17 protein-coding genes are annotated in these 17,601 nt (G+C 70.1%); all 17 read left to right on the top strand.

Annotation, left to right across the window (positions count from 1 at the left end; translation table 11 throughout):
* Positions 1-16: 16 nt before the first annotated feature.
* Positions 17-2,836 carry a hypothetical protein gene (locus tag ACIA1L_RS13735; RefSeq protein ID WP_396072984.1) on the top strand — a complete coding sequence of 940 codons (2,820 nt, stop codon included), beginning with the start codon at positions 17-19 and terminating at the stop codon, positions 2,834-2,836.
* Entirely contained in the window at positions 2,836-7,071 is a 4,236-nt protein-coding gene (locus tag ACIA1L_RS13730) for a hypothetical protein (protein ID WP_396072983.1), read from the top strand. The genes ACIA1L_RS13735 and ACIA1L_RS13730 overlap by 1 nt, the downstream gene beginning before the upstream one ends.
* Complete coding sequence (locus ACIA1L_RS13725; protein WP_396072982.1) at positions 7,043-8,128, top strand: hypothetical protein; 1,086 nt, start codon at positions 7,043-7,045, stop codon at positions 8,126-8,128. The genes ACIA1L_RS13730 and ACIA1L_RS13725 overlap by 29 nt, the downstream gene beginning before the upstream one ends.
* Positions 8,125-8,826 (top strand): hypothetical protein, encoded by a 702-nt coding sequence (locus tag ACIA1L_RS13720; RefSeq protein ID WP_396072981.1) that lies wholly within the window; start codon positions 8,125-8,127, stop codon positions 8,824-8,826. Before ACIA1L_RS13725 ends, ACIA1L_RS13720 begins: the two co-directional genes overlap by 4 nt.
* 93 nt (positions 8,827-8,919) lie before the next feature.
* The gene (locus ACIA1L_RS13715; protein ID WP_396072980.1) at positions 8,920-9,123 is read left to right on the top strand and encodes a hypothetical protein; all 204 of its coding nucleotides are present in this window, start codon (positions 8,920-8,922) and stop codon (positions 9,121-9,123) included.
* Between the two features lie 66 nt (positions 9,124-9,189).
* Complete coding sequence (locus tag ACIA1L_RS13710; protein WP_396072979.1) at positions 9,190-9,510, top strand: hypothetical protein; 321 nt, start codon at positions 9,190-9,192, stop codon at positions 9,508-9,510.
* A gap of 188 nt (positions 9,511-9,698) precedes the next feature.
* Entirely contained in the window at positions 9,699-10,421 is a 723-nt protein-coding gene (locus ACIA1L_RS13705; protein ID WP_396072978.1) for a hypothetical protein, read from the top strand.
* Positions 10,418-10,672 carry a hypothetical protein gene (locus ACIA1L_RS13700; protein WP_396072977.1) on the top strand — a complete coding sequence of 85 codons (255 nt, stop codon included), beginning with the start codon at positions 10,418-10,420 and terminating at the stop codon, positions 10,670-10,672. Before ACIA1L_RS13705 ends, ACIA1L_RS13700 begins: the two co-directional genes overlap by 4 nt.
* Before the next feature lie 14 nt (positions 10,673-10,686).
* A complete protein-coding gene (locus ACIA1L_RS13695) occupies positions 10,687-11,760 on the top strand; it encodes an AAA family ATPase (protein ID WP_396072976.1) in 1,074 nt (357 codons plus the stop codon).
* Positions 11,757-12,302: a hypothetical protein gene (locus ACIA1L_RS13690; protein ID WP_396072975.1), complete on the top strand. Its 546-nt coding sequence runs from the start codon at positions 11,757-11,759 to the stop codon at positions 12,300-12,302. Before ACIA1L_RS13695 ends, ACIA1L_RS13690 begins: the two co-directional genes overlap by 4 nt.
* On the top strand, positions 12,299-12,751 hold the full coding sequence (locus ACIA1L_RS13685; RefSeq protein WP_396072974.1) for a hypothetical protein: 453 nt from the start codon (positions 12,299-12,301) through the stop codon (positions 12,749-12,751). The genes ACIA1L_RS13690 and ACIA1L_RS13685 overlap by 4 nt, the downstream gene beginning before the upstream one ends.
* Positions 12,748-13,572: a phosphoadenosine phosphosulfate reductase gene (locus ACIA1L_RS13680; RefSeq protein ID WP_396072973.1), complete on the top strand. Its 825-nt coding sequence runs from the start codon at positions 12,748-12,750 to the stop codon at positions 13,570-13,572. Before ACIA1L_RS13685 ends, ACIA1L_RS13680 begins: the two co-directional genes overlap by 4 nt.
* Positions 13,569-14,012, top strand: a complete 444-nt coding sequence (locus ACIA1L_RS13675) for a hypothetical protein (protein WP_396072972.1) — start codon at positions 13,569-13,571, stop codon at positions 14,010-14,012. Before ACIA1L_RS13680 ends, ACIA1L_RS13675 begins: the two co-directional genes overlap by 4 nt.
* A 75-nt stretch (positions 14,013-14,087) precedes the next feature.
* Positions 14,088-14,345, top strand: a complete 258-nt coding sequence (locus ACIA1L_RS13670) for a hypothetical protein (RefSeq protein WP_396072971.1) — start codon at positions 14,088-14,090, stop codon at positions 14,343-14,345.
* A gap of 703 nt (positions 14,346-15,048) precedes the next feature.
* Entirely contained in the window at positions 15,049-15,486 is a 438-nt protein-coding gene (locus ACIA1L_RS13665; RefSeq protein WP_396072970.1) for a hypothetical protein, read from the top strand.
* A 750-nt stretch (positions 15,487-16,236) separates the two neighbouring features.
* The gene (locus ACIA1L_RS13660) at positions 16,237-17,181 is read left to right on the top strand and encodes a hypothetical protein (protein WP_396072969.1); all 945 of its coding nucleotides are present in this window, start codon (positions 16,237-16,239) and stop codon (positions 17,179-17,181) included.
* Positions 17,182-17,397: 216 nt separating this feature from the next.
* Positions 17,398-17,562, top strand: a complete 165-nt coding sequence (locus ACIA1L_RS13655) for a hypothetical protein (RefSeq protein WP_396072968.1) — start codon at positions 17,398-17,400, stop codon at positions 17,560-17,562.
* The last annotated feature ends 39 nt before the right edge of the window (positions 17,563-17,601 follow it).

Below are 17,601 nucleotides of genomic sequence, written 5' to 3'. Positions count from 1 at the left end.
GTATTAATCTAGGGCGATGGCGTTGGGGCGGGCGTACATCGAGATCGTTGGGGACGTCTCGAAGTTCGCCCCTGACTTGCGCCGCAGCCTGACCTCGATCTTCAAGCTGAGTGCGGTCACGTCCGTCGCGGCGGTCGCGTCATCGCAGCTGATCGGGGTCGCGGGGGCGATCGCTCAGGTGGGTGGGGCGGCGGTGGCGATCCCGGCCGGGATCGCGGTCGCGTCCGCCGCGATCGGCGCGCTACAACTCGCCACGTCCGGGTTGGGGGAGGCGTTCTCGGCGGCGGCGACCGGCGACGCCGCCGCGTTCTCCAAATCGCTCGAAGGGCTGTCGCCGCGGGCGCAGCAGCTCGCCCAGGAGCTGCGCGGGGTGAAGCCGGCGCTGGACGCGGTGCGCGCGAGCGCGCAGGACGCGTTTGCGGGCCGGCTGGTCGGGCAGATCACGGCGACGTCGGCGGTGATCTCGGGTCCGCTGCGTGCCGGCCTGGCGGGGATCGCCGCGGAATACGGCACGATCGCCCGCCGGGCGTTGGAATTCGTCCGGCAGTCCGCGTCGGTGTCGGCGCTGACCGCCGTCCTGGACACCACCCGCACCGCGGTCGCCGGGGCCGGGCAGGCAGTTGTTCCGCTGCTTGCCGGGTTTCGGGACCTGGCCGTGGTGGCGCTGCCGACCCTGACCCGGCTCGTCCAGCTCGCCGGCCCCCTCGCAGCGCAGTTCGGGGCGTGGCTGTCGAAGATGGCCGCCTCCGGCGCGGCGACCGCCGCGCTGGAGAACGCGGTACAGGTGTTGACTCAGCTGGGTCAGGTCGCGGCGAACGTCGGCGGGATCATCTCCGCCGCGCTGCGCGCGGCCGCGACCGGCGGCGGCGGGCAGCTGCTGTCGACACTGGTCGCCGTCACCGGCCAGCTGAAGGCGTTCCTGAACTCGGGCGTCGGGCAGCAGGCGCTGACCAGCCTGTTCCAGACCTTGTCGACGCTCGCCGCGGGGCTCGGCCCGGTGCTGACGACGCTGCTCGGGATCATCGCCCGCTCCATCGTGCCTGCCCTGGGCGAGGTCGCCGCCGCGGTCGTTCCCGCGATCCAGGCCCTCGCAACCGGGCTGGGTCCGGCGATTGCCGCGCTGGCGCCGGTCGCCGCGCAGCTGGTGTCCGCGCTGGCTGACGGGATCAAGGCGCTGGCGCCGGCGCTCGGCCCGGTCGGCGAGGTGATCGCCTCGGTGGTGTCGGCGCTGACGCCGCTGCTGCCGATCGTTGGTCAGCTGATCACGATGCTGGTCGGCCCGCTCGCGACGGCCCTGTCGGCGTTGGGTCCGCTGATCGCGCCGCTGGTCACCGCCCTGGGTCCGGTGCTGCTGCAGCTCGGCCGCACCTTGTCCGACGCGCTCGCCCCCATCGCGAAGCTGCTCGCCGAGCTGTTCCGGCAGCTCGGCCCGGTGATCGGTGAGCTGGTCGCCGCGCTCGGCACCGCCCTACAGCCGACCCTGGACGCCATCGGCCCGGTCGTGACGGCGCTGGTCGAGGCGCTGATGCCGCTGATCCCAGCCATTGTGGATTTGGTTCCGGCGATCACCGAGATTGTGGTGGCCGCGGCCCCGCTGACGAAGGTCCTCGCCGAGCTTCTGGTGCTCGCGGCGCAGATCCTCGCCCCTCTGATCAAGTTGGTCGCGGTGCTGGTGCAGTTGCTGGTGTCGAAGGCGGTCGCGCCGCTGATCTCCTTGATCGCGTCCGGGCTCGCCGAGCTGCTGGCGCCGCTGTCGGACGTCGCGGACTGGATCGGCCGGTTGTCGACGGCGATCGCCGGGATCGACTGGGCTGGTGTGGGCGCCGCGATCAGCGGCGCGTTCGCCAGCGCGTGGCAGGCCGTGGTCGGCTTCTTCACCGGCCTGGGCGATTTCCTGATCTCGCTGCCCGGCCGGCTCCTCGCCGCGCTCGACGCCCTGCCCGATTTGCTGGTCGACGTACTGAAGTTCGCCTTCGACGCGGGGCTGCAGGCGGTCGGGAGCGGGATCGGGCTGCTGGTGTTCTCCGTGGACACCCTGCCCGGCAAGATCATGACGGCGGTGCAGTCGCTGGCCGGGTCCATCGGCCGGTTCTTCGCCGGGATCTGGGCCAACGCGACGTCGCTCGCCGGCCAAGGCATCGCCGCGTTGGTCGCGTTCGCGAACGGCCTTCCGGGGCGGATCAGCGCGGCCTGGTCGCGGCTGCCCGGCCTGCTGGGCGGCTTGCTGACCAGCGCGTTCAACGCAGCCCGCAACGCGGCGTCCTCGGGTATCGCAACAGTGGTGTCGTACGTGAGTGGCGCCGCGGGCCGGCTGTCCGCCCTCGCCGGCAAGTTCGTCACCGCGGGGGCGAACCTGATCGCCGGGTTCATGCGTGGCCTGCGCCGGGTCGGATCTTTGGGCGACATCGCGGGGTCGATCACCGCGGCGGTCCGCTCCGGCCTCAACTCGGTGATCGGCCGGATCAACGCCGGGATCGGCGACATCGACCGCTACCTGCCCGGCACCCTGCCCCGGATCCCGTACCTCGCGAACGGTGCGGTGGTGAACCGGACCACCCTCGCCGTGCTCGGTGAGGCCGGCCGCGAGGTCGTCATCCCGCTGACCCGCCCGCGGCGGGCCCGCGAGTTGGCCGAGCAGTCCGGGCTGACTGACCTGCTCGGTACCGGTGAGGCGGGTGGCGGGGCGGTGGTGTTCGGCCGTGGTGCCATCTCGATCACGTTCGAAGGTGTCGTACCGACCCGGCAGGAAGCCCTGCGCGTGGGTGAGGCGGTCGGTGACGGAGTCGCGCGGACATTGGCACGCCGCGACGTGGCGACAACGGTGAGGACGATGTGATGGGCAACTACAACCCGGACCTGCCGTACGTGGTGGGGATGCAGTGGGCGCCGCTGGTCGCCGACCAGGTGCTGCTCGACCCGGCCACGGAGGTCGGATACCGGTTCCGGTCGGTCACGGACTGGCAGGAGATGCAGATCGGCCCGGACCGGGTGCGGGTGCTGGTGCAGCCCCCGCCGGGCCAGCCGGCACAAAAGTGTGTGGCGGTGCACCTGTACGTAAGTGGTTCGGAGGCCGCGACGGGCCCGGTCCGCAAACTGGTGATCCCGTGCTCGTCCGGGGCGGCGGTGGCCGGCGCCGGGCTGGGCGGCGGCGCCGGCACCGTGGCGGCGGGGGTGCAGAACCCGTCCGACGCCGGGCATGTGACCTTGACCGGGCCGAACGCCGGGGCGCGGTTCTGGTTCGCGATGAGCGCCGCGCACGCCGCCACGTTGCAGTACCAGCGGATCTTGGACGTGAGCGTGCGGTACGCGGTGTCCGGGCCGTTCGACGAGGTGCCGGCGGCGATGACCGTCGGCTTGGAACGGCCTGCGGCGAACCTGACCTGGTGGATGGACGACACGGTGACCGGCCCGGCCACCGCCCGGGCGGGGGTGGCGGTGCGCCGGGCCGCGCTCGGGGACCTGAATCCGTGGTGGTCGCCGACGCTCACCCCGGCTGCGACGACGATGCGGTTGCCGTTTCGGGCGTTCGGGTCGCCGTTCGCGCCGACCCCGACCACCGGCCTCGACGCCCTCGCGGCGGCGGGCGGCGCGAACATCGCCGTGCGGTTCGGTACTACCCCTGGTGTCCCGGCCGGGGCCGTGTTTCAGCTCCACTATGTCGCGCTGGAGGTCACTTTCTGCGAGGAGTCGCGCATCGCCGCGGGTGGCCTGGACATTTCCGGCGGTGCGGTGCACGCCGACGGCGGCTATCACTTCGACGTGCCGATCCGGGAGATGGGCAACTTCGGCCATTTCGTAGACCTGGGTATACGCGGCGCCGTGTTTGCGGTGACGGTGACGCAGGCGCATGCCGGGGCGCTGTCGCTGACCTCCCCCGTACCGGTCGTTCTGGACCGGCTCGGCACGCTCGGGCAGTACACCGACCATCAAGGCATCGTGCTGCGCAAGACCCTGCGCGAGGGGTCGACGCCGACGATGGAAGTGGGCACGCTGATGCCCGCGATGGTGTTGATCGCACCGAACAACGTCGTCGAGGCCGGCTCACACCCGTACACGGCGCAGGCTGTGGGCAACTGCCATCAGCAGTACGCGCCGAGCGCCAACGCGCAGGTGCTGGCCGACCGGGCGGCCGGCGCCTACGTGTGGGCGACGTTCTACGCCCGGCCCACGCCCGGCACCGCCGCCCCGCTCACCGTCGAGCAGATCGACCTTGACGACGAATGGGCCTCGATCGGCCCCACCGGGTCGATCAGCGTGGCCGATTTTGACGCGCTGCCGGAGGCCGCCAACGGTTGGAAGAAGGTCACCGTGCGGCTCGACCCGCCGGTGGTCCTCACCGGAGACGGCAGTCCGCAGCGGTTCGGGTTCTCATCCCTGGGAGACGCGTCGGCGCCGTGGCAGGTCCTCGGCGCCGACACGAACCCGGCCTCGCAGCTGACCGCCCTCGCGAACTGGGCATCGTTCGACGGCGAGGCCGGCGCCGCGCGCCTCGACAGGCAAAACGACCTGTCCGCGGACCTCGCCATCAGTTTGGCGCGCGACATGGACCCGGTCACCGGGCTGACGCTCACCAGCGCAGTGCAGGACCTGGCCGTCGTCGACGCCGACGTGTGCCGGCCGGACGCGCCGGTACCTACGGGCATCCGGTTTTACCGGCTGCGCTGGGATCCGATCAACTCGCCGATGGTGCGCGGCTGGGGTTTCTTCGAAGTGCAACGCCAGGACGACACCATGCCCGCCCAGGTGTGGGAGGTCATCGCCCGGGTCCGTGAACCGCAGCTGACCGGCGTCGACGACTACGAGGCCCGTGTCGGGGTCGCCACCCGCTACCGGGTACGGGCGGTGCACCGCACCGGCATCGGCGGGCCGTGGACTCCGGCCGTGACCGCCACGATCCCTGTGCCGGGGGTGACCGGCCGCAACGTCGACACCGGTGTGCTCATCATGACCAGCAACGCGCGGCCGGCGGCGAACCTGGCGTACGTGATGAGCTGGGACCGGCGCACCCCCGAAGATTTCAGTTTCCCGGAGGCGGCGCAGGTCGACCTGCAGGCGATGTACGGCCGCGATTACCGGGTGGCGATGCGGCCGGTCGAACGCGGTGGGATCGAGTTCACCCGCACCGTGCTGGTCAACGCCGCCGCGATCCCGACCGCCACCCTCGACGCCGGCTTCCGGCAGCTGCGCGACCTGGTGTGGGAGTCGGTGCCGTATGTGTGTGTCCGCGACGAACTCGAGCACCGCTGGCTGTCGACGGTGCTGGTGCCGTCCGCGTCGGTGCGCCGCCGACCGGGGCGCGCCCAGCTGCAGGTGGCGCAGCTGACCGTGATCGAGGTGACCGACACCCCCGCACCGGTCGACGGCGGCCCGGCCCCGTGCGAGGGTCTGCGCCCGCAAGGTGCCGGGTCGGGCGATGCCCGCGCCGCCATCACTGTCGACACGATGTCGGTGCGGGCTGGCACCGACGGCTTCGACCGGCAGGTCCCTGCCGGATGGGGGAGTACGGCGATGCCGGCCCGGCCGTGGCAGCTGCTGCAAGGTGCGGCGTCGGCGCTGTCGGTGTCCGGCGGCGCCGGGCAGATCCGGGTGATCGACGTGGCCAACAGCAACCCAAACTTCGAGACCGGCGTGGCCGGGTGGACGGCGTTCGGCGGTACCGCGACGCACTCGACCGCGCAGGCGCACGAGGGCACGGGATCGTTGTTGCTCACCCCCGCCGGGGGTACGGATACGGCCCGAGTGCAGTCCGAGCACATCGTCGGCGCGGCCGTCGGCGTGGACTGGCAAGCCACCGCCTGGGTACGGTGCCCGGTCGCTCGCACCGTGCAGCTGTCGATCAACTGGTTCGACGCCGCCGACACCTACCTCGGCACCTCCAACGCAGCGCCGGTGAACGTGGCGGCGAACACCTGGACCAGGTTGACGCTCACTGCGGCGTCGACCTTCGCGGGTACCGTCCGGGCCGCGGTCAACGTCGTCCTGCCCGGCACCCCGGCGGTGACCCACCTGCTGCACGTCGACGAGGCGACGATCGCCCGCGCCCCGGGCACCACTCGGCTCGTGACTGAGCCGGTGCTGGCCGACGTCGACGTTCGGGCATCGTTCCGCGTCGACCAGACCCCGACCGGGGCGCCGGTGACGGCGGGGCTGATCGCCCGCGGGGTCTCGTCGGGCGATTACTACCGGGCCAACCTGGTGTTCCGCGTCGACGGGCAGATCGCGGTGTCGCTGGACCGGATCGACGCCGGCGTCCGGACGGGGCTGGCCGCCGAACAGGTCCAGACCACCACTGACGACGCCCCGCTGCACTACGCCCCCTGGCAGTGGATCACGCTGAGGCTGCGCGTCATCGGCCACGTGCTGATGGCGCAGGCGTTCACCGACACCCGGCCACCGGAAAATCGCGTGCACGCCGTCGACGGCACCATCACCGCTGCCGGGCGGATCGGCGTACGCGCCGCCGGCACTGCGGAGATCACCAACCCCGGCACCCTCACACTGATGGTCGACAACCTGGAGGTCCGCGCCCCCACCCGCGACCTCGACATTCAGCTGCTGCTACGCCCGACCACCGAGGACCCCTGGTCCCTGTGGATCGAGCAGCTGTCCCTACAGGACAGGACGATCACTGCCCGGATCAAGGTGCAAGTGACGTCGCTGGGCATGTGCGCCTCCGTAGGCGCGCCGCAGGAGGACTTCGAGGCATGCGTGAGCGCGGAGGCGCTGGAGCTCACCCCCCGTCAGCGGCGGTGGCTGCGCTGCCGCTACGAGCAGAACATCGGCGGCGGGCAAGCCCGGTTCAGCTTCTTCACCTCGCTGGACGGCGCGACGTGGACGCTAGTGGGATCCGAGACCGGGCCCGCAGTGGCGGCGCCCATCGACCCCGGCGTCTTCCTCATCAACGCCGGTGAGGGTGTCACCCTCAGCCGCCTGTACTGGCGCGACGACACCGACGGCCGGCTGCTGCTCAGCCCCCAGTTCGACGCGCAGCCCCCCGGCACCACAGCGTTCGTCGACGCTCAGGGAACGCGATGGGAGATCAATGGCCGTGGCCTCTGCCCCACCACCTGACCTTCTCGCCCTCGACGCGCATGTCGGGCAGCGCCAGGTCAGCTTCCGCTTCGCGCTGGTCGACCGGCTCGGCGTGCACCGCGGCCAGCTCACGCCGCTGCGCGCCTCGACGCCGACGTTGAGCCACGACACGACTACGACGATCAGCCGCCGCGTCACCGGGCTTACCTTGGGTGCCGACGACAGCGCGCTGGTCCGGCCGTTGACCGACCGCATTCACCTCTCCATGGTGCTCGCCACCAGCCCACCCGCGGTGTTCCCGCTGGGTCGCTACCTGATCGCCGACGCCGTCAACGTGCACACGCCTGGCGGTCTCACCACCCAGCTCACCTTGTACGACCCGATGTTCATCGTCGACCAGCAGCTCGACACAGGGTTCGACGCCGGCGGGGCGCTGGTCGACACCGCCGTGCGGCGCCTGCTCGACGGGCTGCCGATCGGTGACCTGGTCCTGGACGCCACCGAGCAGACCAGCAGCAACGCGTGGCCGGCCGGCACGTCGCGGGCGGCCGCGCTGCTGGACCTGGCCACCGTCGGCGGCTATGTGAAGCCTTGGTTCAACCACGCCGGCCAGCTGCGGATGCCCCGCGCGGCTGAACCCGCCGCCCGGCCACCCACCATCGACCTCGACCACCCGCGCCGGGTGCTGCGCGGCTCGGTCACCCGCAGCCCGCAGCTGCTGCGCGCCCCGAACCGGTTCGTCGTGGTGTCCAACGACCCGGCCTCGGACGCCGCCCCGGTGATCGGCACCTACGACGTCCCCTCGGCGGCGCCGCACTCCATTAGCCGGCGCGGCTTCGTGCTTCCGACCGTCGTCGAGGCGCAGCTGCCGTCGCCGCGGCACGCCGCGGTGTACGCGCGGACCCTGGGCATCCAGCAGAGCGTGTACGAGGTCGTCGAGTTGAGCACCCCGCCGGACCCGCGCCACGACGGCTACGACGTGGTGCGTTTCGACGGGCACCTGTGGCTGGAGACCGGTTGGGAGATGCCCTTGGCCGCGGGCGGCGAGATGCGGCACACGCTGCGCCGCGCCTACCCGAGCGACGGTGACCAGTGACGAACGCGCCGGGCGGTGGGCTGCCGGTGAAGGCGATCGCCGAGGCGGTCCTGGACCGGGCCCGCCGCACCGGCCTGGTGTGGCGGCTGCGACCCGCCACCGTGACCGACACGGTCAACGGCACGGTACGCGTGCGGCTCGACGGTGACTCGCAGCCCATCGGGGTCGCCTCGATGATCGGCCCGGTCGCCGTCGCCGCCCGGGTGATGGTGCTGATCACCCCACCGGCCGGCAACCACATCGTCGGCTGGGCCGGCCCACCCGCCCCTGGCGGCGGTCCCGCCGGGCTCGCCTTCTCTGACAGCAACTCTGTTCCGGTTGCCGCGACACCCACCGTCGTCTTGTCCGCGCCGGTGGTGCTGCGCGCCCGGACCGCGTACCGCGTCGAATTCGGCGGCGGCGTGCTCTCGTCCGCGGCCGGTGTGCTCGCGGACTTCCGCCTGGCCGACGGCCGATCCGGAGCCTCGCTGGGGGAGTTCTACCGCTACCGCACGGAGGGCGGCCCGGTGATGCACGCCGACGGGGTCCGCTACATCCGGCGCACCGCGGACACCGCCCTAGCGGCGACTGTGCAGCTGACGCTGGCGACGGCATCCGGGACGGTCACCCACATCGGCGCTCCCGGGCGCCCCCGCTACCTGATGATCACCGCCTGCGGGGAAGCCGCCGCTTTTCCACACGCCGTCGACGTGCGGTGACGTCGCATCGTCCCTGACCACAACCCCGAGCCGTATATAAAACATTGACGACAGCTCGCCCGCTGAATACAATGAATATATACATTAGGTTTTGTGAAAGGGGTTGTTGTGCTGGGAAAATCCGCCCTGCGGCGTACGCGTTGGCGTCGCTGGCCGTGCTGCGAGGGTCACGACGGGCACCCCCGCAAGCGGTTCGCCCGCACCGGGCAGCGAGCCGCGGAGCGCCGCGCGTGGCGCACCGAAGCCGGGCTGCATCCGGCCGTGCCCGCGCGGGCCGACCGGTCGGTCGCCTCGTGATCGTCGCCGTGCTCGGTGGCCGTACATTGACTATGTACGGTTACCGAACAGGGGAGGCAGCAGCCGATGAGGGTTACGAAGGCGCAGTTACGCGCGGCGGTGGGCCGCGTCGCCGAGGACCTGATCGCCGACCGCCCGTCGACGATCCCGTCGGTGGTAGGTCTCAAGGAGATCAACCGCATGTTCGGGTACGCGTCGAACACGGCGTACCAGCTGCGGGCACGTGGCGTCATGCCCGAGCCGACCTCGCCGATTTCAGGCAATCCCGTGTGGAAGCTCGTCACGATCTACGCCTGGGCCGAGGAGACGAACCGGGAGATCGTGTGGGATCCGTGGGGGATCTGCGCCCCGTCCGGGCAACCAACGGACACCCTCGCCGATCAGTAGACCCTAACGGTCGCACTGCGGCCGTACCTATTCGGTGTAGGGTGCCCAGGTACGTCGCAGCCCCGCCGGGGTCGGATCCGGCAGGGCTGCGGTGGACGTACCCGACGTGCAGACCGGGTCGCCCTCGCATCGTACGTCGCTGTGGCGTGCTGTCCCTGTGCGACCCGCAAGGGATAGGGGTCGCGTGGATGGTCGACCGATGGGCCGTCGAGAAAGCTGTCAGGTCCTCAAGCCTGGAACCGCCCGGCCGTCACCTCGTCCTGACGCTGCTGACGTACGCCGACACCCACACCGCCGCGATCCCCGAGAAGTTCACGCCGAGCCTGACCACGCTCAAGAGCGACACCGGGTACGCCCGGTCGACGGTGGCCCAGTGGCTGAACACCCTCGAAAGCCTCGGCTGGGTGATCCGCCACCGGCCGAGCATCGCTGATGCCAGGATCCGCAAAAAGCGCACGGTGTACCGCCTCGCCGTCCCGGCCGACACCCCGCAGGCGGGTCCGCCCGATTCGGGTGCCGCTGGTCCGCCAGGCGGACCAGTCCCCGATAACTCCTCGTCAGTTGGTCCGGGTGCCGGACCAGCCGCACAGGAAACCGCTGGTCCGCCTGGCGGACCAGCGCCCGATACGGCCCGGTTCGCTGGTCCGGCAGGCGGACCAGCAGAAGCCCCCGTTGGTCCGGGACACGGACCAGAGCTGGTCCGCCAGGCGGACCGAGTTGGTCCGCCAGCCGGACTCAACCAGACCAGTTCATCTGTTGACCTTGGTGGGCGCGTTCCTGCGCCGCGTGCCGGCGCCGACCACCCGTACGTCGACGGACCGAACGGCTACTGCGCCGTGCAGGGCTGCGCGGTCTCCGCGCCGATGCACGGCATCGGCCGCCCCCGCCAACCGGCGAAGGCTCCCCGATGAACCCCGCGGCGTCCGGCCCGGACGAGGCGCAATGCGCCACCTGCGGTGGGGTGCTCGTCGCGGCCGGCGACGACTGGACGCACCTCGACGACACCGGCTGCACCGAGTACGGCGAACCGATCCTGTGTCAGCGCGACCCGGCATGCGCCCTGCCCGCCCTCGTAGGGGCCACCGCCTGCCGCGATCACACCGGCGTTTTTTTGCCCAAGAAATATACGGCCACAGTTATTAACTGCGGCCACACTGAATGAGAGGTGTCGACACGATGACAATGTTCGCCCCTGCCACCCGCAAGCAGGCCAAGGCGCGGCTCGCGCTCGTCGGGCCCAGCGGTGCCGGCAAGACCCTGACCGGCCTGAAACTGCTCTATACCCTGACCGGAGCCCGCACCGTCGGCGACGGTCGCGCACGGATCGCGTTCATCGACACCGAACGCGACTCCGCCGACAAGTACGCCGCCGACCCGACCCTGCCGGGTGTCGCCGACATGACCCCGGAGCAGGCCGGCGGCCACGGGTTCAGCAAGGTGTCGCCGGTGCGTTACGACCCCCGCGAGCTGGTCACCATGGTCGAGGACGCCGCCCTCGCCGGGTTCACCGGCTTACAGGTCGACTCCCTGTCGCACTACTGGTTCGGCGCGGGCGGCGTCCTCGAACTGGTCGACCTGTTCACCCGCAACGCCGGTGGACGGTCGCTGGACGGCTGGCGCGATGTCCGCCCGATCGAACGCTCGTACATCGAGGCGCTGATGGCGTTCCCGGGCCATGTCGTGGTGTGCCTGCGTTCCAAACAACGCTACGAGATCGAAGACGGCCACGACGGCCGCAAGCGGGTCGCCAAGCTGGGCATGCAGCCGGACCAGAGGGAGGGCTTGGAGTTTGAGTTCGATGTGGTCGGCGACATCGACAGCGAGCACTACCTGCGGATCAGCAAGACCCGGTGCGATGTCCTGGACGGCCAGGTGATCCACAAGCCGGGCCAGGAGTTGGGGGAGCAGCTGCTTGACTGGCTGGCCCACGGCGAACCGCCGAAGGCCGTCGACTGGGACCAGGTCCTCGCCGACTGCACTAGCCGCGACGACCTGGCCGTGTGGTGGCAGCAGGCGCAACGCGCCGGACAATCGGCCTTCCTGCGGGACAAGTTCGCCTCCCGCGGGCAGGAGATCACCGCCGCTCGTAACAACCCCACCGTGCCGGCCGCCGCAAGCGCGGCGCCGCAGCAAGAGCAGGCCGCCGAGACCGGCGACGCTGCCGGTGAGCCATCAGCGCAGGACTCCGCTGCTGTCGGGCGCCGTCCGGTGGGTGCCCGCGCGAAGTCCCGGACGGAGGCGGTCCAGTGACCGCGGATCCCACCACCCTGGCGGCGCTGCCCGAGCTGGCGCAACGCGCCGCCGTTCTCAAGGCGCTGCTCGACGAGGTCCGCAAGGCGTACGACGAGGCCCGCGCGCAGGTCGACACCGCCCTGCTGCACCTGCACCGCGGCGCGGGCATCCGCTCGGTGGAGGTCCGGCTCCCGGGCGCGGACGCCCCGATCGCGCAGATCACCGTTCCCGACACCGCCGCGAGTCTGCGCGTCGACGAGCAAGCTCTGCTGGACTACTGCGTCCGCGAGTACCCCGGCGAGATCGAGGACATTCCCGCTACCCAGGTCGTGCGTCCTGCCTGGCGCAAGGCACTGCTGGCCCGGCTGCAGGTGGAGGCAGGCGGCGCCGTCGTGGACCCGGACAGCGGCCGCGTGTTGGACTTCGTCGAATCCCAGCCGGCCCCGCCGGCGACGTCGACCACGATGACGTTCAAACCGCACGGGCGTGACACCGTCGCCGCGAGCCACCGTGAGGGTCGGCTGTCGCTGCCCGAGCTGCTGCACGGCGGTCCGCGGTGACCGCCCCCGGGGCGGGCCGCCCCGCGGCAGCCGAGCCGGGCCGATCAGCCCTGGACGATGCACGCTGCTGCGTCGCTGCGGGAAGGCCCGGCGCAGCGACGGCCCCCGGCGTCTCGGCCCTGGAACACCTGCGCGGCGCCCACGCCGACCACCGTCTGACGCTCGCGGCCATCGGCCGTCGCCGCCTGCTGCGCCTGGCCGCACGCGAGTACGTGCACGACAACCCGATCGGTGTCCTCTGGTTCTGTGTCGGGGCACCCCGACCACAGCGCAAGATCGTGATCGTGTTGCGCGAGGACGACACGTACGCCGTCGAAGTCGGGCGCGTCGACCGCGTCGCCGGGACACCGAAGTGGATCAGCGAAGCGGTCGTCGGCAGCGACCAGGGAGTCCACGACGAGCAGCTCGGCGAAACGGTGGAGCGGCTGTACGCGCAGGTGACCGGATGAGCGCCGAGCGGCTGCGGGTCATCGCCTTCGGCGGCGGCGTCCAGAGCACCGCGCTGCTGGTGCTGGCCGCGCACCGGCGCATCGACTACCCGACGTTCCTGTTCGCCGACGTGGGCGCCGACTCCGAGCATCCGGCCACGGTGGACTACGTCGACCGGTACGCGCGGCCGTTCGCCGCCCTGCACGGCATCCATCTGCACGTCCTGCCCCGCAAGCGCCGCGACGGCACCACCGAAACCCTGTACGGGCGGCTGACCCGGCCCGGGTCGAGGTCGTTGCCCATCCCGGTCCGGATGGCCGGGGGCGCGCCGGGCACCAGAGCGTGCACGGCGGATTTCAAGATTGCGGTCATGGGGCGGTGGCTCAAGCAGCACGGCGCCAGCGCAGCCCGGCCCGCCACCGTAGGGATCGGGATCTCGCTCGACGAGATCGAACGGGTCAACAACCGCCGAGCCATGCCGTACGAGTGGCCCGTCTACCCGCTGCTCGACCACGACCCGCCGCTACGGCGCATTGACTGCCAGCGGATCATCACCGCCGCCGGACTGCCGGTACCGCCGAAGAGTGCCTGCTGGTTCTGCCCTCTGCACCGGGCCAACACGTGGGCGGAGATGCGCCGCGACCGGCCGGCACTGTTCGCCCGCGCGGTCGCGCTCGAGGAACTGCTGAACACGAGACGGTCTGCGCTCAGCAGGGACCCGGTATATCTGACCCGCTTCGGCCGGCCCCTCGCCGATGCGGTCCGTGAGGCACAGCCGATGCTGCCTGGCCTGGATGGTCCTGACGAGGGCAGCTGCGACAACGGGGCGTGCTTCACATGAGCGCCGACAACACCTGGCATCTGGCGATCACCGACAACTGGATCACCGCCGCCCCGGTTATCGGCCAGTTCGACACCGCCGCCGAGGCCGCGCACACCGTGTCCATCGTGCTGCACCTCGTCGCAGCTCAACTTCAGACGTGGGCCAGCACCGCTGTGCCAGGCGACGCCCGAGCAGCACGGGCCCGCGAGATCGCTGCACGACTTCTGTCCGATGCGGCCGAAGTTCGTGCCTTCGACACCGAGCGCGGCTTTGCGCAGATCCTCGACGAACCCTCGTTCGCGTCGATCCCGCTGAACACGCTCTCGCTGCACCAGGACCTGTGGGTGCAACGCGACGACCAGTGCGACGAGCCGATCCCGTTCAGCGGCAGATGGAGCCGCAGGTCTCTCTGGCTCCAGACCTGGACGACCAGGAAAACACCCCGGACCAAACCCTAAGTGCGCCGACGGCGGTGCGCACACGGGGGTTGCGCACCGCTATCGGCCCTTGCACCGTATCTCAGGAGTTCCACCATGATCATTCCCCTGCGCCAGCTCGACGCAACCAACGATGCCGAGAACCGCCCGCAACCGGTGCGCGACTGGCTGACGGCGGCGATCACCGCGGCTGTCATCCCTGGCTGTCAGCACTGCCGCAACCGGCAGCCCTGCCCGCCCCACGCGGCCGACGCCGTCCTGAACGCCTGCCGACAGGAACAGCTGTTCATCATGCCGGCCGCCGACGCCGACGCGCTGCTCACCGCCGCCAGGAACGACTATGGCTGCCGATGACCGGCAGGCGTCCGCGGCGGCGACGACTTCGGCAGCGGCGGACCCGCTGGTGGCACGCGGCGATGACACAGCGGAGGCCATGGATCTCCAGGATGGAGTAGAAGCCGCTGCCGCATTAGCGGCGGTACTACCGTGCAGACTTCCCGGATGGGTGAGGCCGCGGCACGAGTGGCTGGACCCTGCCCATGACGAGACGCCTGAGCTGTACCTACGCGCGTCCGAGCTGTTCGAGCTTTCCTGGGCAACCGGCCAGCCGATGAGTGGTGCCCGGCTTGGACAGGAGTGCGGACGCTCCGAACGGTGGGGCAGGGAGCGCATCGCCGAGGTGAGGGCCCGTAAAGCGGCCCTCGCGGCGGAACAAGCCACGGATGTTTCCGGCGCATCGACGACGACCGCATAGATTGCGGGCGATCAAAAGCGCGTCCGGGGGTAGTCCTGGGCCACGCCGGTGGTGCAGCATGGATGGTCGGCCCGCTGAGAGGGGTATGACACGTGATCGATGTGGGTGTGCATTACCCGGTGGAGGACTGCCCCGGGCGATGCGCGTGCGGCGAAGAAGGCACGAGCCGCGACGTCGTGATGATGCACGTGCTGGCACGGGGACGCGAGGTGCTCGCGTCATGCAGCCCGGCGGAGCTGGGGGCGCTGCTCGACCTCGCAGTCGACCGATCGGACCCGTTCGCACCGTCCGGGGTGGCCGAGCGTGCCGCCGCCCGCGCGCTGCGTCGCCATGGCGGGGTTCTCGGATATCCTCCGGGCCGCTCTGTGGTTGCACTGGCACCCCGACGGTCGCCTCAAGCCTGGCCTGGGGATGCCCAACCTCACCCGCCGGGCCACGGTGTCGCGCGCCGACGCCGACTTCCTGTCCGTGCTGCGGTCCATGACCAGTAGCCCCTACGCCGAGGCGAACACCTTCGAGAACTCCGTGTCCTTGGGGCTGGTTACCCGCAGGCTCCGGGCCCGGGACCGGGTGGTGCTCGCCGACGCTGTCGACGACTGGCTCCTGTCCGATCCGCCCAGCGACGGCGAACAGACCAGCACGTACCGGCTGGCCTCGGCGCCCAGCCCGGCTGCCGAGCGCACGATCCCTGCATATCGCTGTAGACCCGCCGCCGACGCGTACGCCCGGCCCGAGTCATGAGGTTGTGCCTCCCGCGGCGCCGAGGAAGCCAGCCTCCTGCCGGGCCTGCCAGTAACACCTTGGAGACCTAGGAGTTCAGACCTACTGGACGCCCACAGCTACTATCTATACGGCCTCCATGATTAAATGTGACCATATGTTTCTCGTGTGGGCGGGTAGGTCGTGCCGGGCCAAGCCGGCGACTGCTGGGGGGCGTGATCCGTAACGCCCGGTAGCGCTCGCGAAGGGAAACGTGCAGAAGGCCGGGGGCGACGCGACGTGATGCCCCCGGCCTTCTGCATCCAGCATCATTGTCATAGAGCGCGTCGGCTGCGCATCCGTTGTCACGCTGCGGAGAGGCCACCGCCAGATCAGTAGCTCATGATGGTCTCCCTGCGCTATTGCGGCACGTACTTTGGGTTACGGAAGTGGGGGCGCGATGAGGGACTGTGTGGGTCGTACTTCTGTGTCTGTAGCGGTTGCGCGAAGGCACCGTTAGCGTATAGACATTGCTATTAGCAACGACTAACGTCTCGACGCAGACGGGGCGGCATACAGACCGGGTGAGGCAGTAATCTCACACACGCCGTGAACAGCCTTATCGAAGCAGGCTGGCCACGGCATGTCGGTGCCACCGAAGCACTTTCGCCAGGGGTGACGACAAGCTGGCTCAGGCATCGCCCGTCCATTCAGTGACGCATGCGGGCTGAACGACGGTGGCAGAGGTGGGTGCGGCTACGCCCAGAGTGACGTAGCCGTCGGCTGGAGGTTATGTTGCGGTGCTACGGCTATGACTCGTCGGGCGAAAATATCATCGAGCTCGAGGCAGAGGTGATCGTTGAAGTCGCCCGCCGGCTCCTGGTGTCAGCGGAGAAGATGGCGTCTATCGTGGCCGATCTGCGCGCCCGCCTAGTGAAGACAGTCACCGGCGGTCTCTGGTCGCAGCACTCGCTGACCCGCCTCATGAAGTATCCGCGACTGGCCGGGTTGGAGGAGCGGGACGGCAAGCTCGTCAAGGCCCGGTGGCCGGGGATCCTCACCCGCAAGCAGCATGTGCAACTGGTGGCGCTGCTCGGGGACCCCAGCCGCGAGCAGCCGGACACCCCTAACACCCCCAAGTACCTGTTGTCGGCCGGGCTGCTGACATGTGGGTGCCCGCTGAAGGACGAGAACGGCTCGCACCCGTGCGGGAAGACGCTGTACACCCAGCCGTCCGCGAGCAAGACGCGTGGCTACGTGTGCCGATCCAGCAGCCCGTCCTACGGGTGCGGGCGAATCCGTATCGGCGCGGATGCGCTGGAAGAGATCGTTGCCGCCCGCGCTCTCGCCCGTCTCGCCTCTCCGTCCGTCATGGAACGTCTCAGGCGCGCTGTCGGCGCCGTCGACACCATCGACCTGGAGCTCAAGGACCTCGATGACCGACTCCGGGAGGCCGGGGAGCAGTACGCCCAGCGGGAGCTGAGCATGACGACGCTCAAGGCTATCGAGTCCCAGGGTAAACGCGAGCGCAAGCAACTCGTGGAGCGCCAGAAACAGGCGGAACGGTTCCAGAAGCTGCCGGCCCCCGAGGCGCTGGCCGACTGGTGGGTGGACGCCTCCGTGGATGAACAGCGTGAACTTCTGTCTCTCGTTCTCGACCACGTGATGGTCAAGCCCGCTCCCCGCCGCGGGAACGTCCCGTTGGATCCCGAACGGCTTGAGTTCGTCTGGAAGTGACCGAGGTCCGCTCTGCTCCGAAGTCCGAGACGTAACTTGCCTGGTCTATACAGGCACGATCGAACACTGTCCCTTGAGGAGCTATTTGTGGTCCTTAAAGGACCTGGGGCTGCGAGGGATAGATGATGGTTGGTAGGGTGCTCTGTCTCGGGTATGTGGGGCCGCAGTAGTTCTGCGGGGCACACTTACACAACCAGGGACGGGGGGCGTGGCTGCGTGAGCCGCGAGCGGGCCATACGCAAACTGAAACTAGCGCAGCTGATCGAACAGGCGTTGACAGCCGATCAGCTGCCCGAGAAGGACATCGACGACCAAGTCGTGAAGCGCCTCGCGGATCTGATCACCGCAGCTCCGCGAGGTGGCCGCACGCGACGAACCTAGTCCGAAACCCCCTCCGTCGACGACGCTCGTCCGTATATA

The sequence above is a fragment of the Actinoplanes sp. NPDC051859 genome, from assembly GCF_044452725.1.
GTDB lineage: Bacteria > Actinomycetota > Actinomycetes > Mycobacteriales > Micromonosporaceae > Actinoplanes.
This window is presented reverse-complemented; position numbering and strand designations above follow the sequence as displayed.

Excerpts from the sequence above, each read along its gene's own strand:
- ACIA1L_RS13705 (WP_396072978.1), top strand. The coding sequence starts at position 9,699 with ATGGTCGACCGATGGGCCGTCGAGAAAGCTGTCAGGTCCTCAAGCCTG.
- ACIA1L_RS13735 (WP_396072984.1), top strand. The coding sequence starts at position 17 with ATGGCGTTGGGGCGGGCGTACATCGAGATCGTTGGGGACGTCTCGAAG.
- ACIA1L_RS13725 (WP_396072982.1), top strand. The coding sequence starts at position 7,043 with ATGGCCGTGGCCTCTGCCCCACCACCTGACCTTCTCGCCCTCGACGCG.
- ACIA1L_RS13675 (WP_396072972.1), top strand. The coding sequence starts at position 13,569 with ATGAGCGCCGACAACACCTGGCATCTGGCGATCACCGACAACTGGATC.
- ACIA1L_RS13670 (WP_396072971.1), top strand. The coding sequence starts at position 14,088 with ATGATCATTCCCCTGCGCCAGCTCGACGCAACCAACGATGCCGAGAAC.
- ACIA1L_RS13660 (WP_396072969.1), top strand. The coding sequence starts at position 16,237 with ATGTTGCGGTGCTACGGCTATGACTCGTCGGGCGAAAATATCATCGAG.
- ACIA1L_RS13680 (WP_396072973.1), top strand. The coding sequence starts at position 12,748 with ATGAGCGCCGAGCGGCTGCGGGTCATCGCCTTCGGCGGCGGCGTCCAG.
- ACIA1L_RS13700 (WP_396072977.1), top strand. The coding sequence starts at position 10,418 with ATGAACCCCGCGGCGTCCGGCCCGGACGAGGCGCAATGCGCCACCTGC.
- ACIA1L_RS13695 (WP_396072976.1), top strand. The coding sequence starts at position 10,687 with ATGACAATGTTCGCCCCTGCCACCCGCAAGCAGGCCAAGGCGCGGCTC.
- ACIA1L_RS13710 (WP_396072979.1), top strand. The coding sequence starts at position 9,190 with ATGAGGGTTACGAAGGCGCAGTTACGCGCGGCGGTGGGCCGCGTCGCC.
- ACIA1L_RS13730 (WP_396072983.1), top strand. The coding sequence starts at position 2,836 with ATGGGCAACTACAACCCGGACCTGCCGTACGTGGTGGGGATGCAGTGG.